The sequence below is a fragment of the Psychrobacter coccoides genome, from assembly GCF_017498085.1.
GTDB lineage: Bacteria > Pseudomonadota > Gammaproteobacteria > Pseudomonadales > Moraxellaceae > Psychrobacter > Psychrobacter coccoides.
In genome coordinates this window covers 179,021-204,947 of record NZ_JAGBKM010000001.1, presented here as the reverse complement: position 1 = coordinate 204,947, position 25,927 = coordinate 179,021, and the positions used below count along the sequence as shown (strand labels likewise).

22 protein-coding genes are annotated in these 25,927 nt (G+C 45.9%); 12 read left to right on the top strand and 10 right to left on the bottom strand.

All coding sequences use genetic code 11. The annotated features are described in order from the left end of the window. Positions 1 to 288 precede the first annotated feature (288 nt). Positions 289 to 1,239, top strand: a complete 951-nt coding sequence (locus J3492_RS00970) for a DMT family transporter (protein ID WP_207988783.1) — start codon at positions 289 to 291, stop codon at positions 1,237 to 1,239. Between the two features lie 116 nt (positions 1,240 to 1,355). Here J3492_RS00970 and J3492_RS00965 read toward each other — a convergent pair whose 3' ends face one another. From J3492_RS00965 to J3492_RS00945, 4 genes are all read right to left on the bottom strand, one after another. Next, a complete protein-coding gene (locus J3492_RS00965; protein WP_207988781.1) occupies positions 1,356 to 2,099 on the bottom strand; it encodes an amino acid ABC transporter ATP-binding protein in 744 nt (247 codons plus the stop codon). Between the two features lie 64 nt (positions 2,100 to 2,163). After that, a complete protein-coding gene (locus J3492_RS00960) occupies positions 2,164 to 2,847 on the bottom strand; it encodes an amino acid ABC transporter permease (RefSeq protein WP_207988779.1) in 684 nt (227 codons plus the stop codon). A 53-nt stretch (positions 2,848 to 2,900) separates the two neighbouring features. After that, positions 2,901 to 3,725, bottom strand: a complete 825-nt coding sequence (locus J3492_RS00955) for an amino acid ABC transporter substrate-binding protein (protein ID WP_207988777.1) — start codon at positions 3,723 to 3,725, stop codon at positions 2,901 to 2,903. Between the two features lie 360 nt (positions 3,726 to 4,085). Then, complete coding sequence (locus tag J3492_RS00945) at positions 4,086 to 4,853, bottom strand: UTRA domain-containing protein (protein WP_243453020.1); 768 nt, start codon at positions 4,851 to 4,853, stop codon at positions 4,086 to 4,088. Positions 4,854 to 5,150: 297 nt separating this feature from the next. Between J3492_RS00945 and hutU the strand changes: the two genes are divergently transcribed. From hutU to hutI, 5 genes are all read left to right on the top strand, one after another. Further along, a complete protein-coding gene (hutU, locus tag J3492_RS00940; protein WP_207989021.1) occupies positions 5,151 to 6,866 on the top strand; it encodes a urocanate hydratase in 1,716 nt (571 codons plus the stop codon). Between the two features lie 68 nt (positions 6,867 to 6,934). Further along, entirely contained in the window at positions 6,935 to 8,326 is a 1,392-nt protein-coding gene (locus tag J3492_RS00935; protein WP_207988773.1) for a YjiH family protein, read from the top strand. 138 nt (positions 8,327 to 8,464) lie between these two features. Beyond that, positions 8,465 to 10,027 (top strand): histidine ammonia-lyase, encoded by a 1,563-nt coding sequence (hutH, locus tag J3492_RS00930; protein WP_207988771.1) that lies wholly within the window; start codon positions 8,465 to 8,467, stop codon positions 10,025 to 10,027. Positions 10,028 to 10,219: 192 nt separating this feature from the next. Then, on the top strand, positions 10,220 to 11,296 hold the full coding sequence (hutG, locus tag J3492_RS00925; protein WP_243453019.1) for a formimidoylglutamase: 1,077 nt from the start codon (positions 10,220 to 10,222) through the stop codon (positions 11,294 to 11,296). A 38-nt stretch (positions 11,297 to 11,334) separates the two neighbouring features. Further along, positions 11,335 to 12,684, top strand: a complete 1,350-nt coding sequence (hutI, locus tag J3492_RS00920) for an imidazolonepropionase (RefSeq protein WP_207988769.1) — start codon at positions 11,335 to 11,337, stop codon at positions 12,682 to 12,684. Between the two features lie 112 nt (positions 12,685 to 12,796). Here the strand turns inward: hutI and J3492_RS00915 are convergent, their stop codons facing one another. Then, the gene (locus tag J3492_RS00915) at positions 12,797 to 13,414 is read right to left on the bottom strand and encodes a PepSY domain-containing protein (RefSeq protein ID WP_207988767.1); all 618 of its coding nucleotides are present in this window, start codon (positions 13,412 to 13,414) and stop codon (positions 12,797 to 12,799) included. 240 nt (positions 13,415 to 13,654) lie between these two features. Here J3492_RS00915 and J3492_RS00910 point away from each other — a divergent pair, with 240 nt between their 5' ends. Continuing rightward, a complete protein-coding gene (locus tag J3492_RS00910; protein WP_207988765.1) occupies positions 13,655 to 14,488 on the top strand; it encodes a hypothetical protein in 834 nt (277 codons plus the stop codon). Between the two features lie 66 nt (positions 14,489 to 14,554). Here J3492_RS00910 and J3492_RS00905 read toward each other — a convergent pair whose 3' ends face one another. From J3492_RS00905 to gdhA, 5 genes are all read right to left on the bottom strand, one after another. Further along, positions 14,555 to 15,541 (bottom strand): glycosyltransferase family 2 protein, encoded by a 987-nt coding sequence (locus J3492_RS00905; RefSeq protein ID WP_207988763.1) that lies wholly within the window; start codon positions 15,539 to 15,541, stop codon positions 14,555 to 14,557. Between the two features lie 45 nt (positions 15,542 to 15,586). Next, the gene (locus J3492_RS00900; protein WP_207988761.1) at positions 15,587 to 16,792 is read right to left on the bottom strand and encodes a hypothetical protein; all 1,206 of its coding nucleotides are present in this window, start codon (positions 16,790 to 16,792) and stop codon (positions 15,587 to 15,589) included. Between the two features lie 83 nt (positions 16,793 to 16,875). Next, complete coding sequence (locus J3492_RS00895) at positions 16,876 to 18,138, bottom strand: glycosyltransferase (protein ID WP_207988759.1); 1,263 nt, start codon at positions 18,136 to 18,138, stop codon at positions 16,876 to 16,878. A gap of 26 nt (positions 18,139 to 18,164) precedes the next feature. Continuing rightward, a complete protein-coding gene (locus tag J3492_RS00890) occupies positions 18,165 to 19,958 on the bottom strand; it encodes a glycosyltransferase family 2 protein (protein WP_207988756.1) in 1,794 nt (597 codons plus the stop codon). Between the two features lie 459 nt (positions 19,959 to 20,417). Then, complete coding sequence (gene gdhA, locus J3492_RS00885; protein ID WP_207988754.1) at positions 20,418 to 21,764, bottom strand: NADP-specific glutamate dehydrogenase; 1,347 nt, start codon at positions 21,762 to 21,764, stop codon at positions 20,418 to 20,420. A gap of 643 nt (positions 21,765 to 22,407) precedes the next feature. Here gdhA and J3492_RS00880 point away from each other — a divergent pair. The 5 genes from J3492_RS00880 to J3492_RS00860 all read left to right on the top strand — a co-directional run bounded on the left by J3492_RS00880 (position 22,408) and on the right by J3492_RS00860 (position 25,562). Beyond that, the gene (locus J3492_RS00880) at positions 22,408 to 22,773 is read left to right on the top strand and encodes a roadblock/LC7 domain-containing protein (RefSeq protein ID WP_207988752.1); all 366 of its coding nucleotides are present in this window, start codon (positions 22,408 to 22,410) and stop codon (positions 22,771 to 22,773) included. 63 nt (positions 22,774 to 22,836) lie between these two features. After that, positions 22,837 to 23,331 (top strand): PAS domain-containing protein, encoded by a 495-nt coding sequence (locus J3492_RS00875; RefSeq protein WP_207988750.1) that lies wholly within the window; start codon positions 22,837 to 22,839, stop codon positions 23,329 to 23,331. Continuing rightward, complete coding sequence (locus tag J3492_RS00870; RefSeq protein WP_243453018.1) at positions 23,332 to 24,084, top strand: PhnD/SsuA/transferrin family substrate-binding protein; 753 nt, start codon at positions 23,332 to 23,334, stop codon at positions 24,082 to 24,084. Positions 24,085 to 24,217: 133 nt separating this feature from the next. Beyond that, the gene (locus tag J3492_RS00865; protein WP_207988748.1) at positions 24,218 to 24,868 is read left to right on the top strand and encodes a hypothetical protein; all 651 of its coding nucleotides are present in this window, start codon (positions 24,218 to 24,220) and stop codon (positions 24,866 to 24,868) included. 88 nt (positions 24,869 to 24,956) lie between these two features. Further along, complete coding sequence (locus tag J3492_RS00860; RefSeq protein WP_207988746.1) at positions 24,957 to 25,562, top strand: hypothetical protein; 606 nt, start codon at positions 24,957 to 24,959, stop codon at positions 25,560 to 25,562. Positions 25,563 to 25,927: the final 365 nt, after the last annotated feature.

Below are 25,927 nucleotides of genomic sequence, written 5' to 3'. Positions count from 1 at the left end.
AAGTGAAACGATATTTATGACAAATAGGCTGATACTATCGCAGTTATTATCATAAAGTAGATGATAACAATAAATGCTTAAATTATGGTAAAACGCTCTGTTTTATTAAAGCGACGATATGTATTTTGACCCAAGCAGCGTGCTTCCGTTTACTGACATTCACATGACGCAGGATGGCGTATATATGCCAGTAAAGGCTGTCTTTTATTATGTGAGGTTAGCGCTATAATGGGCAGTCTATGAGGGCGTATCATCAGTTCTTCGATATAGAGTAAAAAAGAGATTTTTATGGCAAATACCCATAGCGCAATGTCAGCCCGGCAATCATGGATAGGCACCATGCAAATCATCACCGCCGCTGTCTGTTGGGGGACGTTGGGGATTTTTTCAACCTACCTAAACCAAAACGGCTTTAGCGGCTGGCAGATTACCATTTTGCGTATTGTCAGCGCTGCCTTTCTGGTACTGGTAATGCTGCCAAAGTTATGGCCACATCTGATTACGCTACGTCCGAAGCAGTGGCTGGGGTTAGCCCTGCAATCATTGATTGGTGTACTGGGCATGTCGATATGCTATTTTTTCGCCGTTATCTATGTTGGTGCTGGCCCTGCAGTTGCTCTGCTTTATACCGCTCCTGTGTTTAGCTTGTTGTTTTCTGCTGTTTTACTCGATGAGTCCATCACTCGCCAGTCAGCACTACTGGCACTGATGGCTGTATTTGGTGTGGGTTTGACCATGCTGGGAGATAAGGCTCAAGTCAATTGGGGTATCGTGCTTGGCCTGCTATCAGGTATTTGTTATTCGCTCTATGGGGTGCTCGGTAAGCGTGCGATGCATCATGCTCATCCTGCGCCATTAGTGTTTTTTACTTCGATCATCATCAGTGCTGGCGTACTGCTATTATTGCCTGAGACCTATCATACTTATGAGCAGCTACTGGCTCTGCCGTTAGCCTCTTGGGGTTATGCTTTAGGGCTGTCTTTGATTGGCACCGTCATGCCTTTTGCGCTGTATATGAAAGCGCTGGAGAAGCTGCCTGCCACTCGTGCATCGGTGTTTACTATCTTTGAGCCACTAACCGCCATTGCTTTGGCGCTACTGCTCCTGCATCAAGCGCTTTCATGGATACAATATGTGGGCGTGGTGCTAATTTTACTGGCAGCTTTATTAAATGCCATGTTAAATGGTACGACTACGCGCGTACCAAGATGGCTCAGACGGCGGCCAAAACCTTTTTAGCTAAAAAGCGGCTCAAAAAAAATAAAGCCCCAACCATGATATCGTTGGGGCTATTTGTGCTAAAAACTTTGCATAAAAGGTGCAGGGTTGCGCCAGATAACGTCTATTGCGGCCAATTACTGCTCAATACGCTGCAAAAACGCCTGCGTACGAGGATGGGTTGACAGTTCAAACATCTGCTGCGCACTGCCCTCTTCGACCACATTTCCGTCTGCAATCAAGACCACATGGTCGGCGACATCACGGGCAAAATTAATCTCATGCGTCACCACCACCATCGTCCAGCCCTCACTTGCCAGCTGCTTCATCGTCTCAAGTACGTCTTGTACCAGCTCTGGGTCAAGTGCTGAGGTTGGCTCATCGAACAATAGCAATGACGGCTCGATAGCGAGTGCACGCGCGATACCAATACGCTGCTGCTGCCCACCAGACAGCTGAAACGGATATAGATCCGCTTTGTCTGCCAGACCAACTTTATCGAGCAAGGTCAGCGCCTGCGCACGGGCTTGGGCTTTGCTCTGTCCTTGTACCACCGTCGGCCCAAGCATTAAATTCTCAAGCGCTGTCTTATGCGGAAACAAATTATACGATTGAAACACCATGCCAGACTTACGCTGCAGTGCCAGCAGGGCTTTTTTCTTAGGTGCGGTGGCAAAGTCTACCGTCAAGCTGCCATCGTCAAAGGCAATGACGCCTTGATCTGGAATCTCCAGCGCATTTAAGCAGCGTAAAAATGTGGTTTTTCCTGATCCTGATGGCCCAAGTATCACCACCACCTTGCCTTTTTCGATGGTCAAGTCGATGCCTTTGAGCACTTGATTACTACCAAAAGCTTTGTGAATGTTGCTGACTTGAATCATAGAGGGTCCTGTTGTGCTGATAATACTAAAACTGCGGGTGAATAAGTAAGTTAGCTTTCATAAGCTACTTGGCCACATAACGATCGAGTCTGGTCTCAAGCTTGCCTTGGATAAAGGTCAAAAACAGACAGATCCCCCAATAAATAAATGCCGCCTCAGTATAAACCAGCATAAACTCATAGTTACGTGCGGTAATAATCTGTGCTTGTTTAAACAGCTCAGTGACCAGCACCAATGACGCTAATGACGTGTCCTTGACCAGACTGATAAAGGTATTGGACAATGGTGGTACCGATACCCGTAATGCTTGCGGCAAAATCACATGACGAAAGGTCTGCAGATACGTCAAACCGACGGTCGAGCCTGCTTCCCATTGGCCTTTGGGTATCGACAAAATCGAGGCACGTACCGTTTCTGAGGCATAAGCGCCGATATTCAATGAAAAAGCAATAATCGCTGAGGGAAATGGATCGAGCTTGACGCCAACACTTGGCAGACCATAGAAGATAATAAACAGCTGCACCAGCATCGGCGTACCACGAATCGCAGACACATAGACACGAGCCAATCTATAGACAATCTCATGTAGCCAGCCAGCACGTGGCACGATACGAATCAACGCCACAATCAGTGCAATCACCATACCAATGGTAAATGAGATTAGGGCCAGTGGTATCGAATAATAGATACCCCCTTTTAGCATCGGCCAAAACGAGTCAATGACGATTTGGGCTCGATCAGGGCTCATAAATGGCAACAGTGCCAGCAGTTCCGCCAGCACTGTGGTTACAGACGCCAGCATTATTGTTGTTGACTTATATCAGCACCAAAGAACTCTTCGCTAAGCTCAGTCAATGTGCCGTCTGCTTGCAACTCGCTCATGGCTTCGTTTAGCTTGGCCACGACAGCATCATCACCTTTTAACAGTATGATGCCTGAGCCTCGCTGCTCACTTTTTGGTGCGACCAGTTTAATCTCAAGCCCACTGTCTGGGAATTTTTTGAGATAGTCTAATACAGCCAGCTGGTCGTTCATGGTAAAGTCAGCACGACCTTGCTTGACCAATTGTATCGCTTGCGCCATTCCTTCGACTGGAATCACTTCCGCTTCGTATTGCTCTGCCAGCTCGCCATAGTTACTGCTGAGTGATTGTGCTGTACGTAAGCCCTTTAAATCACTCCAAGCGCTAAAACGCTCGTCATAATCCGGTGCTAGGACCACAGCACCAGACCAGCTATAAGGCTGCGCAATATCATACTTTGCTTGGCGCTCAGGCGTCGTCAAGCTGACTTGGTTGGCCACCATGTCAAAACGCTTTGAATCAAGTCCTGCCAACATCGCATCCCACTGGGTTTCTTTGAACTCCACATCGACGCCCAGCTTATCAGCAACAGCTCGTGTCACCTCAACATCATAACCCGTCAGCTGACCCGTCTCATCATGATAGGTAAATGGTGGGTAAGTCCCTTCGGTACCGACGTTGATCGTACCGCCATTATTGATGCGTTGTAGCAAATCTGAACCATCTGTAGCTGTGCTGTCTGTTGCGTCGTTGGTAGTAGACTGACCACAAGCGGCAAGCAATACAGTACTGGCGGCGAGGGCTAAAAGAGTACGACGTTTCATAAAGCGTCCTTATATAATAAGTGAGTGATGCAAAAATATATCTGCATAAAAAGTTAGATAAGACTCTAGAGCCAAAATACTACCATAAAATATGTGCATTATAATATCTAGCTTTAATTGCCAGAATTGAGGATATTGAGCATTTTTTCAATACCATTTTATATTATTTTCCATAGTAAAATTAGCAGTATAGTTAGTCCTAAATAGAATAAGAAAAATATGACAATGCGCTATTGGCATCATATTTCCTGAGTGACTGACATCAAGATGAATATTGGCTACCTAAACAGCATCTCACTTATATACTATCGTACTGTGGCAAGGATAACCGTACAAAAAAAGTGAGCAGGCGTAAAATCGCTATAATTCTCCCGAAAACTGATAGCGCTCCCCTGCGTGCCACATTTTTACAAAAGTCAGCACTTGTCCTGCCGAAAAAGTCTGTCGACATAGCACCAGCGTCGGTGACTGCGGAGCAATCTGTAACGCCTCAGCGATCTCATTAGGTGCTGCCAACGCTCGAATGGTGTAGCTCCCTCGTTCCAGTGGACTTTTGGCAATCAAGTATTCACTGGTATTTACCTCGCTAAAGTCCTGCTCGATAAACTCAGGTATCTTGTTGGCATCGACCCAACGTTCCTCAAACTGTATCGGCAAGCCGTCGGCGAAATGAATGATTTTTACTTCGTATAAAACAGCCGTCTCAGGGTTATTGATTTTTTTTGAAGCGGCGCTCTTAGAGTGAGAGGACACTGCCACTTCCTCAATATCAAACTTACGGCGCATCTCATCATCCAACATGCTTACGGTAATGGTGCGTTTGCTCACCACCTGTGCTTGATAATCCCGCTTGGCTGACCTTAAGTCTTGGGCGATGTTGCGCACCTCTACAAAAGTATGATTAAACTGCTGCTGAGCAACAAAGGTCCCTGAGCCTTGCCGACGCTCTAATACTCGCTCCTCACTCAGCTCCTTTAAGGCACGATTGACTGTCATCCTAGATACGCCAAACTCTTCTGCCAGCGTCATTTCGGTGGAGATCGCTTCGCCCGCCTGCCATTTCCCAGAATGGATGTTATCCAATATGGCATTTTTAATCCGCTGATATGCTGGAACTGATTTTGTCATGTCACGCTTCACCTTTGTCATGCTTGTCTCTAACCGCTGGTTTCAACTATCGACTATGCAGCTATGAAAGTGCTGACATAATATCACGACAGTGATGACAATCACCATGAGAACACCTTATCCAATGCAGTCATTTCATCCACACTGTATCTATCTATAAAAAATGCTTGCGCAACAAAACAATCTTTGATAATTTGTATATACAACTTATGAATTATCCCAAATATTATCGTCAAAAGCGAAATAAGAAAGCGACGCAAACATTCAAAGGATCTGGTCATGACTACTGATAATCAAATGAGCAATAACGAAACAAACGACTACACCACCTCTACCCGCCGTGATGAAAGCCGCAATATTGCAGCGCCAATTGGCAGTACGCTGCATTGCAAGAGTTGGCTGACCGAAGCGCCTTATCGTATGATTCAAAATAATCTACATCCTGATGTGGCCGAAAACCCAAAGAGCCTAGTCGTCTATGGCGGGATTGGCCGAGCTGCCCGTAACTGGGAGAGCTATGATCAAATCCTCGCCTCTCTTAAAGCGTTAGAAGACGATGAGACTTTACTCGTACAATCTGGCAAACCGGTTGGCGTCTTTCAAACGCATGAAAATGCCCCACGTGTGTTGATTGCCAACTCTAACCTTGTCCCGCGCTGGGCGACATGGGAGCACTTTAACGAGCTGGATCGTAAAGACTTGTTTATGTACGGGCAGATGACCGCTGGGAGCTGGATTTATATCGGCACCCAAGGCATCGTCCAAGGCACTTATGAGACCTTTGTCGAGGCAGGCCGCCAGCATTATGATGGCGATTGGAGCGGACGCTGGATTTTGACCGCGGGTCTTGGCGGTATGGGCGGCGCACAGCCATTGGCCGCAAGCTTTGCTGGTGCAACCTCTTTAAACATCGAATGTCAGCAATCCAGCATTGATTTTCGTTTGCGCACCGGCTACGTCGACAAGCAAGCGGATGATCTTGACCATGCTTATGAGCTAATTAAGCAGCACACTGCCGCAGGCGAAGCTATTTCTATCGCCCTACTCGGCAATGCCGCCGATATCCTGCCTGAGATGGTCAAGCGTGCTAAAGCTGGCGAGATAAAACCTGACTTAGTCACTGATCAAACCTCCGCTCACGACTTAATCAATGGCTACTTGCCAAGTGGCTGGAGCGTTGATGAGTGGAAGGCGGCGCAAGAAAACCCAGAGCAACATGCGGCGTTGAGCAAAGCTGCTGCCGCCTCTTGTGCCGTACACGTACAGGCCATGCTGGATCTACAAGACATGGGAATCCCTGCCACGGATTATGGCAATAACATTCGCCAAGTGGCCTTTGATGAAGGGGTAAAAGACGCCTTTAACTTCCCAGGTTTTGTCCCCGCTTATGTGCGTCCGCTGTTTTGCCAAGGTAAAGGGCCGTTTCGCTGGGTGGCGCTATCAGGCGATCCAGAAGATATCTATAAAACCGATCAAAAAATCAAAGAGCTGTTCCCTGAAAACACCCATGTGCATCGCTGGCTGGATATGGCTAAAGAGCGTATTCAATTTCAAGGTCTGCCAGCGCGCATTTGCTGGTTAGGTCTGGGCGAGCGTGACAAAGCAGGACTTGCCTTTAACGAGATGGTCAAAAACGGTGAGCTCAAAGGCCCTATCGTCATCGGCCGTGACCATTTAGACACCGGCTCCGTTGCCAGCCCAAACCGTGAAACTGAAAGCATGAAAGACGGCTCAGATGCAGTGTCTGATTGGGCGCTATTAAATGGTATGCTCAATGTCGCAGGTGGCGCCACTTGGGTGTCCCTCCACCATGGTGGCGGCGTGGGCATGGGCTACTCGCAGCACTCAGGTATGGTCATCGTCGCCGATGGTACAGAGAGCGCAGCCAAGCGCTTGGCGCGCGTACTGGTCAACGATTGCGGCTCAGGGGTGATGCGTCATGCCGATGCCGGCTACGAGCTGGCGATCAAAACCGCCAAGGACTATGGTTTACATCTGCCGATGATTAAATAGCTTGCCTCTTGTCCTTATATGCTCAAATGATATAAGGACATCATCAACACTTTATCAAGGACGATAATATGTCTGAACGTGATATTTTGCCCCCAGGTAGCTCCGTACCTAGAACGCCTCTAGACAGTCCAACACCTGCTAGCCCGCCGCCTGAAAAGCTGCTATCCAAACCTGTTGCACTGATACAGCTAATCGTATTTAGTGCTATCGGCTTGGTAATGTTCTTCGTTCCCTTCACTATTGGTGAAAAGAGTACGATTTTATTTGATCATGGGGCAACTTATCTGGTCACTCAGCAGCACACCCTTGCTGTATTTTTGCTATTTCTACTGATGATTTATGGTGTCAGCAAACCTATTTACGACGGTTCATGGCGTAAAAATATCACTAATATGATATTAACTGCCTTTAAGATTATCGGGTTAGTACTTGCCATCATGTATATCACTGATATAGCACCTGCTATCATCATGGAAAAGGACATGATGCCGTTTTTGTTTGAAAAGCTGGCATTGCCGGTGGGTATGATTGTCCCTATTGGTGCATTAATCCTCGCTTTTTTGCTCGGTTTTGGTTTGCTGGAGATGTTTGGGGTGCTTATGCAGCCTATTATGAAGCCGATTTGGAAAACACCCGGCTCATCGGCGATTGATGCCGTTGCGTCCTTTGTTGGCAGTTACTCTATCGGGCTGCTCATTACCAATCGGGTATTTCTACAAAAACAATATTCGGTCCGTGAAGCCATCGTGATTGCTACTGGGTTTTCTACAGTATCGGCAGCCTTTATGGTCATCGTTGCCAAAACCTTAAACTTGATGGCGTTTTGGAATCTGTTCTTTTGGTCAACACTGTTTATTACCTTTATTGTCACTGCCATTACCGCACGTATTCCACCGATTCGAAGTTTTGATGACAGTGTCAATCGTCCAGACTTGGATAACCAACAAGGCAATCGCTTAGCCGCAGCGTATCATTTGGGACTGGCCACATCACGTCGTGCAACTGACCTCAAACAAATTATGTGGTCGAACTTTCGCGATGGTGTGACGATGGCGGCAGCGATTGTACCCTCGATTATCGCGGTAGGGTTAACGGGTTTATTATTAGCCAAATATACCCCTGTCTTTAATGTGCTAGGTTTGCTCTTGTATCCATTCACTTGGATAACCGGTATGCCTGAGCCACTAGTGGCTGCTAAAGGTATGTCAGCGGGATTAGCTGAGATGTTCTTGCCTGCCTTACTGTTAGCGGAAGCTGAGGTGTTGACCCGCTATGTAGCAGGGGTCATCTCTATCAGTAGTATTTTGTTCTTTTCAGCGATGATTCCTTGTGTGTTGGCAACTGAGATTCCGCTGTCAGTCCCTAAGATGGTCATCATTTGGTTTGAGCGCGTAGTACTTAGCATTCTAATCGCCGCACCTTTTGGGCATTTAGCGATATATTTGGGCTGGATCAGTTAGACCGATTAGAACTAGCAGGATTGGTTAAGAGAATTTAGACAGCATAGCTTTTAACGGTTTATAAATAACAATGCATAAACTAAAATGTATAGACAAAAAAATACAATTAATATAACTCATAAAATTAGGACAACTCGCATGACTGACATCAAAACTCTGACCCTCCATCCACGCAAGCTAAGCTTTGAGATACTACGTGATATCTATAATCACCCAGTCCACCTCACCTTGCCCGCCAGCGCTTATGAAGCGATAGATGCCTCACATGAAGATGTACGTACCATCATCGCACGTGATAAGAGCGCTTATGGTATCAATACTGGTTTTGGCCTATTAGCCAAGACTCGTATCAGCGACGACCAGCTTGAACTACTCCAGCGTAACCTTATCGTTTCTCACTCAGTGGGTACGGGCGAGGCACTGCCAGACAACGTGGTCAGGCTAATTATGGTGATGAAAGTAGCCAGCCTCGCACAAGGCGTCTCTGGCGTCCGCCGCGAGGTAGTCGATAGTTTACTTGGCTTAATTAATCATCGAATTACGCCAAACATTCCGGCCAAAGGTTCTGTTGGTGCTTCTGGCGACTTAGCGCCTTTATCGCATATGACGCTGGCAATGATGGGCGAAGGCGACGTCTATGTTGACGGTAAGAAAGTCCCTGCCGCTGAGGCGTTAGCGCAGCATGGTCTTGAGCCTATCACCCTAGCAGCCAAGGAAGGCCTTGCCCTTATTAACGGTACACAAGTCTCAACAGCACTGGCATTACGTGGTTATTTTTTAGCACGAGATTTACTTGAAACAGCAACCATCGTCGGCTCTATGTCTATTGATGCCGCCAAAGGCTCGGATGCGCCATTTGATGCGCGTATTCATGAAGTGCGTGGTCACCATGGTCAGATAGAGATCGCCAAAGCCCACCGTCAACTGATTAAAGGCAGTGCTATTCGTGCTTCGCACAATGACGAGCAAGATGATCGAGTACAGGATCCGTATTGCTTACGTTGTCAGCCACAAGTAATGGGCGCTTGCCTTGATATCATTAACCAAGCAGGCAAGACGTTATTGATTGAATCCAATGCAGTAACGGATAATCCCCTTATTTTTAACAATGAAGATGGCCCAGTGGCTATCTCAGGGGGTAACTTCCATGCCGAGCCAGTGGCCTTTGCCGCAGATATGCTCGCTTTAGCAATCGCTGAGATTGGTTCTATGTCTGAGCGCCGTGTGGCACTATTGATTGATGCAACCTTATCAGGTGGCTTACCGCCATTTTTGGTGGAAAATGCGGGGGTAAACTCCGGCTTTATGATTGCACACGTGACGGCAGCAGCGCTGGCTTCAGAAAACAAGTCTATGGCTCACCCAGGCAGTGTCGATAGCATCCCAACCTCTGCCAACCAAGAAGACCATGTGTCGATGGCCACCTATAGCGCCCGCCGCCTATATGAGATGGCGCAAAATACCGCTACCATCGTTGGCATTGAGCTATTGGCTGCTGGTCAAGGGATTGATTTTCATCGTAACCTTGCTACTTCCGAAGCATTACAGGCCGCCCATCAAAAGTTGCGTGAGCAAGTGACTTTTTATGACAAAGATCGCTACCTAGCCCCCGATATCGAAGTGGCAAAACAGCTGGTATTAGATGGTGCACTGACAAAGCATTGGCAGGCACTGCGCAGCGATTGGTACGAGTCTAAATAAATAGTATCCTTCTATAGTAAGTGCTAAATAAAAAGAGTACAGCTTTTATGGCGTGCTACTGGGATGAATTTTATGCAGCCTCTGGAGTGACGAAGTCACACAGCAAGCAAAGAACATTTATACCAGTAGCACTGTACTTATTTTATAGCGGATCAAATATACACAAGCCATACGGATTAAAGGAAATCAGCGATGAGCCTATCAATGCCTGACACAGCCGTGAGCCACAGCGCCGCTGATATGAGCCGCTGGACTGGACGTGCCGAGCCGTTTGAGTCTGCACGCGCCCGCTATTGGTATCAAATAGCGCAGCCTTATACCTTTGATAGCAGCAGTCAACAAAAAAGCCAGCAAAACGGCCAGCGCATTGGGCTAGTCGGTTTCGCTTGTGACCAAGGCGTCAGACGCAATCAAGGACGCGTGGGAGCCAGAGCGGCGCCGCCTTTGATTCGTCAAGCATTTGCGGCGCTGCCCATCATCGCTGAGCTACAACAACGCTATGATGGTCAACTATCAACGCTACTGGGTGATGCGGGCGATATTCACTGCCATGATAATGATGACTTTGCCGAGCGCACCCTCGAGCAAGCTCAATTAACCTACGCTGATAAAGTCAGTCACATGATCCAGCAAGGCGGGCTACCCATTGGACTTGGCGGTGGTCATGCGATTGCTTATGGTAGCTTTTTGGGATTGTGGCAGGCGCTACAGCAGACAGATGCTACCAGTAACAACAATTCGCCGCGTATTGGCATTATTAACTTTGATGCGCATCTAGATATTCGTCAGTCTGATGTCGCCACCTCTGGCACGCCCTTTCGCCAAATAGCCGAGCACCTTGCAGCGCAAGACCAGCCATTTCACTATTGCTGTATCGGCGTTAGTCGGTTGTCTAACACTGCCGCACTCTTTGACCGTGCTGAGCAGTTAGGCGTGCATATTATCAGTGACGAAGATTGCGCCAATAAAAAATGGAAAAAAATTGTGGCGCAAATAGAGACCTTTATCAATGACGTTGATGTCATCTATTTAACCATTGACATGGATTGCTTGCCAGCAAGCGTGGTACCGGGCGTCAGTGCGCCCGCTGCTTATGGCATTAACTTGGCCTTCGTTGAGCGTGCGGTCAAATGTATCATGGCATCAGGCAAAGTAAAAATGGCTGATATCGCCGAGATTAATCCGACCTTTGATATTGATGCACGCAGCTGTAAAGTCGCCGCTCGCCTCTTGGCCACTATTATCGAGCAGCATTTACTTTTAACATAGACAAAAAATAGTTGGTTAACCACAAGCAGGAGCTTATTATGAACCACACTAGCGCCCAGATACTTGACAACAATACTACTAATACCCTGACTTCATTTGATCACGTTATTATCAATGCCAATCTCGCCACTTTTTCAGCGCAATATGGCTTTGATATTTGCAGTGACAATCAAAGCGCCAATCAAAGCGCCAATCAAAGCAATGATCAAAACAAAAGCACCCCTTATGGTCAATTAGAAAACGCTGCTATCGGTATCAAAGACGGCAAAATCGCATGGGTTGGTACGCATAAGCAAATCAAACCGCATCTAACTCATTATAAAAGCGATCAAATCAAAGACGTACATGGCAACTGGATCACGCCCGGACTTATCGATTGTCATACCCATATCGTGTATGGCGGCAACCGCAGCAACGAGTTTGAAGCACGCTTGCAAGGTGCCAGTTATCAAGATATCGCGGCACAAGGTGGCGGCATCGTCTCGACAGTGAGCGCCACCCGCGCAGCGAATGAGGAAGAACTATTTATTCAAAGCGAAAAACGCCTGCTCGCGCTCATCAAAGAAGGCGTGACCAGTATCGAGATCAAATCTGGCTATGGGCTAGACTTAGACACTGAGCGAAAAATGCTAAAAGTCGCCCGCGCACTCGGTGACAAACACCAAATTCATGTGAGCACCACGTATTTGGCCGCCCATGCGCTACCGCCAGAGTATAAAGACCGTGCCGATGACTATATTGAGCAAGTTTGCCAGTGGTTGCCCATCTTACATAGCGAGGGCTTGGTCGATGCGGTCGATGGTTTTTGTGAAAACATCGCCTTTAGTAGTGAGCAGATTAAGCGGGTCTTTGACGTTGCTCGCTCATTAGACTTGCCAGTGAAGTTGCATTCCGAGCAGCTCTCAAACATAGGCGCTAGTGCTTTGATAGCAGAATACCAAGGACTATCAAGCGACCATCTTGAGCACTTGGCAGAAGACGATATTAAAAAAATGGCCGCAAGCAACACGGTAGCCGTGCTATTACCGGGGGCTTTTTATACGCTGCGTGATACCAAGCTGCCACCGATTGAAGAGTTGCGCAAGTATCAGGTGCCGATGGCTATCTCAACCGATTGCAACCCCGGCACCTCACCGCTCACCTCGCTGTTATTGGCGATGAATATGGGCTGTACCTTATTTTATCTCACTACGGAAGAAGTATTGGCAGGGGCAACCGTACATGCAGCGCAAGCCTTAGGCTTAACCAAAAAAGGCAAGATAGAAGTCGGCTGTGATGCTGACTTGGTATTATGGGACATCGCCCGCCCTGCTGACCTTGCTTATCAGATGGGGCTAAATCCTATCGCAGGTATCATGGTACAAGGCAGATGGCGTGAAACGGTATAACAAACCACTATAAAAACCTATCCATAACAAAGCCCCAATCATCGCATGATTGGGGCTTTGTTATGGATAGTAGTTGACTAAAAATGAATATAGTCGATACACATTAAAAGCGTTATAACTCGACTGCAGACATATCTGGCACAGCATCTATATCTTCCATTGAGTTTTCAAACACTGCACCCGTCTCTGCGTCTATATTTAATTCAAAAATTTGATTGTCCTTGAATACCTTAACCTCGTAGTAAGTCTGATAGTTAGCATGGTCGTCATCATTCTCAAACTCAATTTCTATCGCTTGACCCTTGGTTTGTTTTTCAGCAATATCAATGGCATCCGTCATCTTTATTTTTGCTTGCTGCTGAATGTCATAATCGCTGATATCGCCTTTATCAAGCTGCTCGGTCTCAGACGTTACGATCTGGCCTGTCATGGCATCAACTTTTACCTCGTAGCTAGTCGTACTGGTATTGAACTCTAACTCGTAGACAGCATTACCACTTTGGGCATCGCCATCATTATCGTCCAACTCTGCACTGACCAAAGTGCCAGAGGCTTGCTGGCTTGCTGTAGCAATGGCTTGTTTTAAACTGATTTTTGCTGCTTGCGCCACACGCACTTCATCAGCATGACTGGCCGCAACCACAGCGGTACTTAATGCCCCTGTCGTCAATGCCAGAGTCAGACAAGCACCCAATGTTGTTAGTTTAAAATTCTTCAGCGTATTTTTCATAAATCATTCCTTAGAGTTTTAATAGGAGTACTCATATGCTACGGATATATCTAAATGACTATAAGGTAAAAAGGTTGCAAAATGTAGCGCTCGTGTACGATTGAATGATGTTCGACAATTATTCTTTTTACTAGGTTTATCATTACCTTATACTATGTTACCTTGATAAATGCACGCTATAATGTTTCTCTTGTTTTTATAATATTAATGTTTCTTTTTACTTAGACTACCGAAACCTCAATGCCAAAAACACCGCATCCCACAAGCTTGCGATACCCTAACGGTGATACTTCTCTAGCAAGCATCGATCGCCATGATACTGGGGCTGTCGACGCTAAGGCTGCATCAGCTTTTACAAACTTACCGCTTGTCCTTCAAAAACCATTATTACAGAGTAAGCGGATTATATTAATTGCCAACAACCCGTCGATAGACACAGCAAGCTTAGAGACGCTGTTGCAGCCTACTGATATGTTGGTGTTATTTAATGACTTTATTCATGCAGACTTCTTTGCCCATCATCCGCTCGCCAAAGATTTGCCAAAGCTGCTATTTTTTAGACAAATCGGTGACAGTAAACTGCATTTTGGCCTACCACCGCGCAGCAATAATGTGACAGCGATGCTCGATATGACTAAGCAAGCACCGCTTGGCATCTTGTTTGGGAATGCTGCCTATCAGTTTCCCATGCCATGCGATGATCCAAACCCCGCTGATGATCCCATAACGGCTAACCGAGTGCTAGAGATTCCAGAACCGCTTGATAAACTATTACGCAGCGATGAGCATTGCGCTGTGCTATCAGAACAGCACAGTGTGGTAGCGGATTATCCTATCTTTGCAGATATCCATTCATCGGCACCGACGTCAGGGTTTTTGTTATATCGGTTACTCTTATCTGCACGCCTGCATATTCAGCAAAAACAGAAAGCCAAGACGCCGCTATCGATCATCATGTTAGGTTTTAATAATGATGATAAGACCGCACATTTTTGGGAAGGTCATAACTGGGCGTTTGAACGGCAAGCGCTTGCAACGCCGCCTACAGGTGTGGAGATTATTCGTCAGTATTAGTTGCTCATCAAAACTAAATACTCATTGCTACTAGTGATGTATCGGTATTAGAGTGCTAAGAGCCGTCTACACATACGGCGCATCTGGACAATGTGCAGCGTCAATCTCAGCGCTACTTGGCTGCCGAAGAATCTCAATGGGCGCTGTCTGCGCCTCTTGCCAGTCAATCAAACCTAGCTGCGCAAACTCTGTCAGCCAGCCTGCCATCGGCCAATGCTGCCATTTGTCATAAAAGCGATTGGCATTGATGACTATGCTATCGAGATGATTGAGTGGCGGCCGGTAGACGCTGTGCTGCTGATGGTAAACCACGTCATTGGCCAGATAAAAATCAATGTCTAAAACACGTGCCATAAAAGCAAAATCTGTGTCTTCAGCGCCGTAGCCGACATAGTCGGTATCAAAGCCGCCAATCCGCTCGAACTGATGACGCATTATGGCAAAGCATAGACTCCAAAATGCGCCATAGTCTTGCGTTTTCTTAATATTAGCATCGACATTGTCATTGCGATGTTGGGTAAAATTATCACGATAAGGGTTAAATACCGATAGCTTGTCTAAGGCATCGGCGGCCATTTGACCTTGCTGTAGTTGACTACCCTCATCATCCGTCAAAGGCCGTGTCAAATAACGTGGCTGGCCCATCAGTAGCGCATCAGGATACGTTTGCAATTTATCATATAACCCTTCGATAAAGTCATAGGCGACGATACAATCCACATCCAAGAAAATCATGGCCTCATAGCTAGCATGTGCAGCGCCAAGATTGCGGTTACGGCCGATATCAAACGAGGCGCTACTCGCCAATCCATGCTCAGTCGCTGTAGTCGTTGCTATCTTAATAATATCTAAATCGTAGTCTGCCAGACGTTCAGCCTCGGCGTCATCATTAACGATAACCACCTCGCTCGGCCTGACGCTACCTTGCGCCAGACTAGCAAGTAGATTGTAAAGATGACGATTGCGCCCGTAGCAGGTAGTGATGACCGTTAAAGGAACGCTAGTGGGAGTGGGGTTATGTGCAGCGTTTGCTACTTGGGGTATGGTAGTCATAAATATCTTCTTTGCTTTTATTATTATAAATTTCTTTGTTATTTGTTACTTTTTAGGTTTTAAGTCCAACTGCGGCAATAGCCATTCTGCAAACCAAGCTTTTACGGAAGTATAGTCAGCAATGCTATTCATAAAGCGTTGCGCCGCCAAATTGGCTTGCTTACCCGTCAAAGCAGTCTGCTCATAGTCAATCGACTTATTATTTATGGAAAGAGAAGACAATAGGTTCTGAGTGTCCATACTAGAGGCTTTAGCGATAAACTGTGGCCAACTAAGGGCACGACCTTGTTCGATTAATGCCTCTGCCATCACTTCTTGCTCACGGTGCGGGCGCACATCAGGCAATACAATAAGCGGCGTCGCATAGTCATAGGCCTGCGCAATTGCATTCAAGCCACACGCCATCAACAGCAGATGACTATAAGCAATAAATGGCGTTACATCGTCGACATGGGCGGCAATATCAACACAATGCCGTACTTCATCGTTGATAGGACCAAGAGAGACAATTATAGCGTCTGGTAGTATTTGGCGTAGCTTTGGCAACTTGGCATCAATCGCTTCGTGCCCGCCATAGCCTTTAATCACAGTAACGATAGAAGACTTATCGACACTGGCGACCAGTTGTTTATGAATAGCATCATCATTGGTCAATGTCATAAGCTCGTCCATAAACTCACAAAAGCTAGGCAAACCTTGGGCTTTACTTGGCAAAAAATCCAAATATAACGTTTTTCGTCGTACCCAGTCCGGCGTTGCTGCCGCCTCCAATGCTTTAGGATAAGGAGCTAACAATCCAAGCGCGCCCGCAAAGGCGTTTAAGTGCGGCGCATCATCGCGCTCGCCTGCCAGCCGTACATAGAGATAAGGCACACTAGCGGTACGGCATAGCATAGCGACTTCGGCGCTCACATCAATAATCATCAGGTTAATCTGGCGCTGATAAATGGCATCAAGCAGCTGCCAACTGCGTCTCTGGATGTCTTTGTTACCTACTGGCGAGTAGTGCAAACAGCTTGGCTGCCAATACTCACCTGCTCGCCCCGCTAGCACATCATCTGGTCGCTCATCCTCAGCGTCTAAACGTACGATGTGCTCATCATTTATACTGCTAAAGCGATAACCATCGGCAGGTAAGCTGGTAAACACCGTCATTTGCGAACGCAGCTCTATTGATAGTAAGGCGGCCAGTTTGTCTGCTTGGCGGCAGTGCCCCGAGCCGTGATGATGAGCATAGTAGCCGATACGCATAGTAAATAGCTCCTAACGAATTAAGGCAGTCATTGATATTCACTACATAAAGAAAAAAGGAAAGAACGCTAGACAAACATCTTTCAAGTGCCATTGCTGTCATCAACCGCTACTGCTTGCTCATATAAACGCAGATAACCATCAACCATCGTAGCGACTGAACAGAACTGCTCAGCACGAAGGCGGCACGCTGCTCGTGAAATATGCTGAATGTCAGCAAACGCTTGTATGAATGCTTTTTCATCCTTTTTGGGCACGATAATACCCGTCTGATGCGTGATAATCTCAGCACTGGCACCGACATCAAAGCCAATCACGGGTGTACCGCAAGCGAGGCTCTCAGCGAGCGTCAGACCATAAGGCTCATCCCAAATACTGGTAAATAGCATGGCGGTCGATTGGCTTAACTGCTCGTTGATTTGATCCTTACTTAAATGTCCAACATAATCAAATAACGGCGCAGTGCTCGCTCTATCGGCTTCTAATAACGGTGCCACATAGTCATCGAAGTACTCCTCATTACTTTTGGGTCCTGCAATAATCAGGCGCTTGCCTGCCGCTTTGCAGTATTCCATCGCCAAATGCGTGCCCTTTTCAGGACAAATGCGCCCGTACCAAAAATACACTTCATCAGCAATTGGGTTTGTATTGGCAGTAAATGAGTGGACATCGATGCCGTTATAGACCACATGCGAGGGCACAAACTCAGCAAACAACTGCTGCTGATGACCACTGATCGCCGTAAATTGGGTTTGAGTACCCAGACGTAGCGTCAGTAGTGCCAGACGCAGTTGTGGAAAAATAGGCGTATGAAACGTGGTAAAAAACCGTGCGCCAAACGCCTGCCCCATCATCATCGGCACATGATGCAAGCTATGATTGTGTACCACATCAATCATTCCCATTTCATCACGGCTAATGATATCTCGCAGCGCCTGCTGGTAGACCAAATACTGATACAGCTCCTCGCGGCTCATCTCTACTGACTCATGCTCATTGGGATAAACTGTCTTTTCAAATTCGTCACGGGTCATAAAGGGTATTAGTGTGGCGTTGGTTTGACTGTCGGCGTGAGCGTAGAGTAGCACTTCATGACCTTGAGCCACCAATGCGTCACAGATCAGCTGGGTTATCATCTCAAGACCGCCTGCATAAGGCTGGGCAATGGGATATAACGAGTGAGCGATGATGGCAATACGTCGTGGTTTTCTTACTTTAACGTTTGCCCCATCGATTGTCTCACACGCCGCTGATGACTCAGACAAATCATATGTCTTATGCTTAATAGCGTTAGGATTTTTAGCTTTTATATGACTATTCGGGTTGGTTTTGATAGAGGTCTGCATACGTCATCCATTTTTTATTTTATTATTCAGCTATATATTTTATTGTGGCTTATGTTATTTGGGCGCTTGTTTTTATTAAGGTTAATTTTGCCCTCGTTGTTTTCAGTAGTATTATCTCTAGCGGTATTTTTATTTTTAGCGACACTATTTTTAGTCGCATGGCTTTGGTTTACAGTTTTATTGATCTCGTCATACATGTCTTGCCCCTCAGCATAGCGCTCATCCACCTCAGGATGATACCCATAGTTATCAAAAGCCACTTTTGCAGACCATAGCTTGAGGACAGTGACCACAAACGCACTAACAAATAACAAAGGCGAATACAGCGCTGATAGCGGTGAAGTCACGGCTAAGGTAATGACATTAAGTATGAGTAGCAGTTTTGGTAATGCAAAAACATTGGCCTGCCACACACTGCGGCGGCTACTGATCACCGCCTGTTTGGGCGTACAGACAAATGGCTTGTCGCGGCCCCACAGCACAGGCCACCATGACAATGCACCGATTTCCCAAAAGTTTAGATGCAGCGCCCACGCTCGTAGCTTATTGGCAAAGGTTGGCGCAAAGCGCTTAGCTACCTGCTGATTAAGTGGTGAGCGGTCTTGCACATAGGCCCACAGCCGTCGCAACAAAAACACGCCATAAGCGGCATAAACCATATATAAGGGCGCAAGCAGCATTGCCATATCCACCTGTGCGCCCATTATCAGAGCCGCCAGCACGATAAGCAGCGTACAAATATGCAGCACGATAAAAATCCCCGTGAAATTGATCCAGGCACTCAGCTGCGAAAAATGCGCACGCATATACTGCAAACGCTCGCCCATCGTCTGGCTTACATTTGTATTGGCGCTGCTATCGGCGGTCAAAGACGGCGGCCTAACAAAGTAACTATTGAGCACTTGTGCATTGCCATATACCCAGCGCTGCCGCTGAGCGATCAGATCACACAGCGTGGTGGGCAATATACCGGTAGCAATCACCTTGGGTATAAAACGACTGTGCAAACCCATACGATGGAGCAGCACCCCCATCTGCGCATCTTCAGTAATGGACGCTCCTGACCAACCGCCTAAACCCACCAAAGCATCTCGGCGTATCACCGCATAAGTACCGGTAGATAACGCCCGCTGACGGTTAAAAAATCGATATAAGTGATGGTTAAAATAATGGTTTAATTCGCTATGGATATCCGCTTTATCTGCATCACGGTAAAACTGCGGAAATTGCAATAAAGCATGCTCAGGATATTCCTTGATAGCGCTGATGATGGCATCACGAGCATGTGGCAATGCTTGATAATCACTATCGACCACCACCACATGACTGGCGCTAGGGTCCATCAGTCCCAGCGCCAAATTGAGCGCACCAGACTTAAACCCTGTCACCGCATCGATATGATAAAAATGCACGTTGAGATGCGGCTCCAAGCCATGACAAAAATCTGCCAAAGGCTCATAAAGCTCACGCTTAGTATGGTTGTTATCTATGATTAAAATCTCATCGTCGACCGCTTTGATGGCTAGCAACGATTTGATGGTCGCAATCACCATTGCCGCAGGCTCAGCACGGGTCATCAACTGAAAGCTTAAACGAACAGGCGTTGTGCCTTGGCTATTATCTTCATAACTATAGGCAACAGGCCTCGTACGCTTATCGATAAAGCCATCATCGCTGGTATCAAAGCCGCCATGATCAAACCATCTATCACGATGAACACCCTGATCAAAAAAAGTAGCGCTCAATCGGCTCTTTAGCACAGGCAACGAGTGCAGACAAATCGAATGAATGTCAGGACGAACTTCCTTGTTGACTGTCATTGCTAATCCTTTCATCAAGTGATGTTTTATGAGTCAAACGACCTTAGACAACTGATGATAATAGAAAAGAGCGATGGTGATTATTTATGATCTGTCAAAGAAAAAGGAATAATGTAATCTTAGGTAAAAACTGTTGTATATTAAGCACTTATCTACAATATTCACTATAGTTTACTTATATTACAACTGCTGTCATGTTATCGAAGAAGACTGTGCTGATAGACCTATTGTTATAAGACAGTTTTTGGACAAAAAAATACCGCATCTATAAAAGGTAGATGCGGTATTTCAGACGATGCTGACAGCCAAGTCGCTGTACTATAGTCAAGGAGTTTTAAAATCGCTACAAGGCGACCGACCGCAGATAGTATACTAAGTACATCTAGGGCGGGTAACACCGTAGCAGTTTAAAAGTACTCCGACTATATCATGACTTTTTATCGATTGGCTCGCTGCTCATTAGTTTAAGATGCCATAAGCACACAAAGCATCAGCCACACGTTTAAACCCGACAATGTTTGCACCAGCCATATAATCAATATAACCATTATCTGTTCGGTTGTATGCTTCTGAAGCATCTGCGGCACAATCATGAATGTTTTTCATGATATTTTTCAGGCGCAAATCAATTTGTTCAAAAGTTTTATACTGGCGTACTGAGTTTTGTGACATCTCAAGCGCAGATACAGCCACGCCGCCAGCATTGGCTGCTTTACCTGGTGCGTAATGCACACGGTGCAAACGAATATGATCAACAGCATCAGCAGTCAACGGCATATTAGCGCCTTCAACGACATATTTGATACCGTTTTCGACCATCAGCTTGGCATCGTCCTCATTAACTTCGTTTTGCGTCGCTGAAGGGATTGCGATATCGCCTTTGATATGCCATGGTTTTTGCTGAGCAAACCACTCTCCACCATAGACACTAACATAGTCAGCTAAGGGCTTACCTTCTTCTTTTTGATTTTTTAGCCAATCAATTTTTTCTTGATTTAGGCCTTTTTCATCATACAAACACCCTTGAGAGTCAGAGACAGTCACCACTTTACCGCCCAACATACAAACCTTTTCGGCCGCATGCAATGAGACGTTACCTGCACCTGAGATGAGTACTGTTTTGTCTTTGATGTGTTCGTGCTGTGCTTTTAGCATATTTTCTAAGAAGTAAACTGCGCCGTAACCTGTGGCTTCTGTACGCATCAAACTACCGCCAAAGCCCACACCTTTACCCGTCAATACGCCGCCGTATTCGTGGGTTAGGTTTTTATACATGGCAAACATATAGCTGACCTCACGGCCACCGACCCCGATATCTCCGGCCGGTACGTCAATATCTTTGTTTACATAATGATGCAGCTCACGCATAAAGGCATAGCAAAAACGGCGAATTTCACTATCGGTTTTTCCTTTAGGATCAAAGTCTGAGCCACCTTTACCACCACCCATAGGCAGGCCAGTCAAAGCGTTTTTAAATATTTGCTCAAAACCCAAAAACTTGAGTACCGATTGGTTGACGGTTGGGTGGAAGCGAACACCACCTTTGTACGGCCCTAACGCATTGCTAAACTGCACACGCCAACCGCGGTTAACCTGTACTTCTCCTTTATCGTTCTCCCAGTTGATACGAAAACCAATAACCCGATCTGGCTCTACCAAACGCTCAAATATTTTGAATTTTTCGTATTCTGGATGGGCTTCATATAAAGGAGCAATGGTAAGGGCAACTTCTTTTACTGCTTGAACAAACTCGGGCTGGTGCGTATAGCGTGCTTCAATATTTTGGATGGCCTGGCTAATACTCATATAGTTTCCTTAACGATAGTACAGGTAGTGTGACTGGATTACATCAGAGCAACATCATATTGCTATAAATAACACTGCTGCTGCATGCTTATGCTTTTGTGCCTTTAATACACAAAAGCAGGCGGGATTGTGGTTTGACAGGCTAGGCGACTGAGCAGCCGCTATGACACATAGAGGATGACCTTATCATTCTTGAACTTCATACATACTGATTTTAATCACTGAGATGGTATGAATGGAGACAGTATTACATAGATCATGCAGGTAGTAAGCAGCTTTAACGTGGGATTAGATACAACTCGTTACTTAACCTATCCCATTTAATTTACCTTGCTGCTGAAAAAAGTCAATCCCAGATACACATATAAATGCTACTAATTATGAACGGTTATAGCAGCTGACAAATAGAGCAGTACGTCTAAATCTTTCACAAGTAGTGATATATAGCTACAAAAACGTATTTAGCGGTACTAAAATACATACAAGCGGTATAAAACCATCTATTTTTTAAAATAAAATCCAAACATCCATATCAATATAAGTAGTAAGGTATTATAATGCCTGCACTAGTGATTGCACTATTATTTATGTTTTATCAATGACTGGTTTGTATCCATTTAATAACAAGTAGCAGAGAAAACCTATGCGTACAGATTCTTTCCAACAAATTCTAGAAGACCTAAATAGCTCATCAGCTGATGTGGAAGCATCTGCTCTAATTTCTAATGATGGTTTAATGATTGCCTCAGCCCTACCGACAGGCGTTGATGAAGATCGTGTTGGTGCGATGTCAGCGGCCTTATTGTCTTTGGGTGATCGAGCAGGTAAAGAGCTGGCTCGCGGTAGTATTGATCGCATCATGATTCAGGGTGAGGATGGTTACGTCATCACTACTTCAGCAGGAGAAGAAGCCGTATTGACGATTATGGCAAAACCAAATGCCAAGCTTGGGCTTATATTTTTGGATATCAAACGTGCCTCAGCAGCTCTGTCAAAGCTCATCTCATAAGTTGCTTTTGAACAACTGCACTTTTACTCATTATAACTATAACGATAAATACAGGAGATTATTATGGGTTCTCCAATCCCTAATGCCGTCAAACCTGACAAGCCTTTTGAGCAGACCACATTGACTTATTATGATGGTACCTCACGCACTGTCTATGATACGGGTATCGAACGCCCTTATCCTGACGGCAAGCTTATCGTCTCACGTACTGATTTGGATGGTGTCTTAACCCACGTCAACGACGCCTTTGTCGAGATTAGCGGCTACAGCGAAGACGAGCTTATCGGTCAGCCACAATCCATCTTGCGTCACCCTGACATGCCAAAAGCGGCTTATAAAGACCTCTGGGATACCGTAAAGTCAGGTAATAAATGGCATGGCTATGTCAAAAACCTATGTAAAGATGGCAGTCACTACTGGGTTTACGCCACTGTCGTACCCAATGTGCGCCGCGGTGAGACTGTCGGATATACGTCAGTACGCCGTAAGCCATCACGTAGCAAAATCGAAGCCGCTACTGCCCAATATGCGCAAATGCAACAAAATGAGGAGGGCTAAATGATGACAACACACAATATGTTAATTGCCCCTGACTTCTCTCCTGAACGCTTTGCAGGTTGGCATATGTTCAACACGCTACTACAAAAACGTGCGAGCATGAAACTACATCTAATCACGCCTGCATCACACTCTGAGCAAATCGAAAAAATTGACGAAGGCAATATCGATTTAGTCTATGCCAACCCATTTGATGCCGCAACTTTGATCCGTGAAAAGGGATATCGTGCTATCGCTCGCCCTATCGGCAAGTCTGATGAAATGGTAATTGCGGCCTCTGCTGCAAGCGATATCCATACCCTAGAGGACTTGTCTAAAGGTGCTACTGTCGCTATGGCAGACAACCGTGATGTCAAACTGATCGGTTTACGTTTGCTAGAAGCCGTCGACTTAACAGAGCCTGATCTCAACTGGACAGTGACTGAAAACTACCAGGCAGCAGCAAGACAGCTGATCAAGGGTGAGGCGCAAGCGGCTATGTTTTTGGCAGAGATTTATCATGGCTTATCTCGTCTGACCAAAATGCAGCTGACGGTACTGATTGAGAGTGACTTGGCAACCATCAGCCACGTTTTGTTGGTAAAAGATGGCTTTGTCAAAGAGGATGAACTACGTCAAGCGGTGCTTGATTTTCACAAAGACGATGATGGCAAAAATGCGCTCATAGAGCTTGGGATGCCTGAAGGTTTTGAGGCCATGAATGAAGAAGACGCTGAATTCATGATTGACTTGATGGAAACTTTGCTCGACTAGCAGCGCATTCGTGTTTTTTACCTTGTTTAAATAGGTCATGTCCTCAGCTGGCCTAGTAACCACTGTCACTATAATGCGCCTATTATAGTGATGGTGTCAATCACAACGATGATATGACCTAAAGGACACCCTTATGTCTGATATAGACCTTGTCAATGAAACTGAAATAGAGGCACGCCAAGCCTTTCGTTACTATTCACGCAAGATTTTTTTGACCCCTAATAACCGTCATTATCATGAACAGCGCCTTGATGCAGCCTTACTGCTGAGCGAAAAAGAGCCGTTACAAGGTGCGGTTGCTGACTTTTTTTATGGCTGTTGGTATGATATTCCTTATGATATTGAAGAGATATTCAGTCGCATCAAAGGTCGACTACATCCACAGATAGAGCAAGCCTTCCATAACTGTATGAACAAGCTTGACTACATCAAGCACAGCAGCGAGTTTGCAACTCGGTGGAGCGTCTTAGTGACCCCTTCGCTAAACGTGCAAACCCACCGCTTACGTATCAGTAGTGATGACGCTAAAGAAATCGCCAAAAACATTACTAACGAGCTGATGGCAGCACGTGACGCAGGTAACTTAAGCACCATTCAACAAGTTGAGCATGAGTTTTTTGCGCATTGTCTGGCTTGTAATGACCGGCTGGCATTTTCTATTGTTTGGTTTCGTTTAGGTAAAAGCGATTGGCAGTTTGATGAACGCTGGAATGCGTGTCAAAGACAGCTAGAGCAGATTGACACTGAACATCAAACAGAAAGTGAACCCTCAAGTGTACATTAAGACAATAAGACATCCTCTTATGGCCTGGTTTTTGCATGTTCATAGATCATAGATTATTTTTCTTCTAACGATTTACAAGGTATCTCTCATGTCCACGTCTCATAAAAACTATATCACTCTGACGCCTGCTGGTGTGTTTGAGGCATTTTCTCAAAGTGAACCAACGCCGATGCAGTTGGCATTACAAGCACTTCTGTCGGGACGTGAGACACTGCTGGTATCTGAATGGCTAGAAGACTACTCAGAGCTTTGGCTAGATAGTTTTGTCGAACAAGGCTTTATCGAAAAGCTCTCTACATTTTTGCCCGCCCCCAACCTACCTTTAGATCAGTTCTTACCTTATGTCGTCGCAAGCTTATCGGGTAAACGCCGAGCAGCCATTGCTTCAGATGAAGGGTTTTGTCTGGCACGTATCGGCTATACCCAAGAAGAAGCAGATATGCTCAGTGTGGCAGCGGCAGACTTCTCCGGCTTTATGCTGCGCCAAAAGCAACGGGGCTGGGCGATCGAAAGCCAAGCCATCTCGTTTTTTCAAAAGGTAAACTTACTTATTCCTGAGACCAGTTTTGTGTTTTTGTGGATTGATGGTAGTGGCTATGCACTCATCATCGATGGTGAGCCACTGACCAACAACCGTGCCTTTGTCGAGCTGATTTGGGGCATCAAGACGTCTGGTCTTCGATTTGACAGCTAGAGCTCCCTTTCTATCTATAGTGGGCTTTATATAAATACTGAACCTCTTGTGCATCTGTCACTATAGTCAATCTACTATAGACCAGATGCACCTATATTCCCAACTGCTTCAATCGTCACTTCAACCATCGCCTCACTCACTTTTTTATACACTCTGCTATACATATCCTTACTATAACCGAGCCTTGCTATGAGAGTCCTCCCTGCAATACTCTTAATGATAATGTCCTACTAAGTAACAACAACTCACCAAGTTATCAGGCATACTGATATTAGGGCGTGTCCTCATTTTGAAAATTATGATAAAAATGAGATAAATTGAAGTCAAACAAGGAAAATAACGCAGATAATATCGGGATACTAGCC

What these genes read in the sequence shown, in the direction of transcription:
- J3492_RS00970 (WP_207988783.1), top strand. Translation starts at nt 289, where the DNA reads ATGGCAAATACCCATAGCGCAATGTCAGCCCGGCAATCATGGATAGGC.
- J3492_RS00965 (WP_207988781.1), bottom strand. Translation starts at nt 2,099, where the DNA reads ATGATTCAAGTCAGCAACATTCACAAAGCTTTTGGTAGTAATCAAGTG.
- J3492_RS00960 (WP_207988779.1), bottom strand. Translation starts at nt 2,847, where the DNA reads ATGAGCCCTGATCGAGCCCAAATCGTCATTGACTCGTTTTGGCCGATG.
- J3492_RS00955 (WP_207988777.1), bottom strand. Translation starts at nt 3,725, where the DNA reads ATGAAACGTCGTACTCTTTTAGCCCTCGCCGCCAGTACTGTATTGCTT.
- J3492_RS00945 (WP_243453020.1), bottom strand. Translation starts at nt 4,853, where the DNA reads ATGACAAAATCAGTTCCAGCATATCAGCGGATTAAAAATGCCATATTG.
- hutU (WP_207989021.1), top strand. Translation starts at nt 5,151, where the DNA reads ATGAGCAATAACGAAACAAACGACTACACCACCTCTACCCGCCGTGAT.
- J3492_RS00935 (WP_207988773.1), top strand. Translation starts at nt 6,935, where the DNA reads ATGTCTGAACGTGATATTTTGCCCCCAGGTAGCTCCGTACCTAGAACG.
- hutH (WP_207988771.1), top strand. Translation starts at nt 8,465, where the DNA reads ATGACTGACATCAAAACTCTGACCCTCCATCCACGCAAGCTAAGCTTT.
- hutG (WP_243453019.1), top strand. Translation starts at nt 10,220, where the DNA reads ATGAGCCTATCAATGCCTGACACAGCCGTGAGCCACAGCGCCGCTGAT.
- hutI (WP_207988769.1), top strand. Translation starts at nt 11,335, where the DNA reads ATGAACCACACTAGCGCCCAGATACTTGACAACAATACTACTAATACC.
- J3492_RS00915 (WP_207988767.1), bottom strand. Translation starts at nt 13,414, where the DNA reads ATGAAAAATACGCTGAAGAATTTTAAACTAACAACATTGGGTGCTTGT.
- J3492_RS00910 (WP_207988765.1), top strand. Translation starts at nt 13,655, where the DNA reads ATGCCAAAAACACCGCATCCCACAAGCTTGCGATACCCTAACGGTGAT.
- J3492_RS00905 (WP_207988763.1), bottom strand. Translation starts at nt 15,541, where the DNA reads ATGACTACCATACCCCAAGTAGCAAACGCTGCACATAACCCCACTCCC.
- J3492_RS00900 (WP_207988761.1), bottom strand. Translation starts at nt 16,792, where the DNA reads ATGCGTATCGGCTACTATGCTCATCATCACGGCTCGGGGCACTGCCGC.
- J3492_RS00895 (WP_207988759.1), bottom strand. Translation starts at nt 18,138, where the DNA reads ATGCAGACCTCTATCAAAACCAACCCGAATAGTCATATAAAAGCTAAA.
- J3492_RS00890 (WP_207988756.1), bottom strand. Translation starts at nt 19,958, where the DNA reads ATGACAGTCAACAAGGAAGTTCGTCCTGACATTCATTCGATTTGTCTG.
- gdhA (WP_207988754.1), bottom strand. Translation starts at nt 21,764, where the DNA reads ATGAGTATTAGCCAGGCCATCCAAAATATTGAAGCACGCTATACGCAC.
- J3492_RS00880 (WP_207988752.1), top strand. Translation starts at nt 22,408, where the DNA reads ATGCGTACAGATTCTTTCCAACAAATTCTAGAAGACCTAAATAGCTCA.
- J3492_RS00875 (WP_207988750.1), top strand. Translation starts at nt 22,837, where the DNA reads ATGGGTTCTCCAATCCCTAATGCCGTCAAACCTGACAAGCCTTTTGAG.
- J3492_RS00870 (WP_243453018.1), top strand. Translation starts at nt 23,332, where the DNA reads ATGATGACAACACACAATATGTTAATTGCCCCTGACTTCTCTCCTGAA.
- J3492_RS00865 (WP_207988748.1), top strand. Translation starts at nt 24,218, where the DNA reads ATGTCTGATATAGACCTTGTCAATGAAACTGAAATAGAGGCACGCCAA.
- J3492_RS00860 (WP_207988746.1), top strand. Translation starts at nt 24,957, where the DNA reads ATGTCCACGTCTCATAAAAACTATATCACTCTGACGCCTGCTGGTGTG.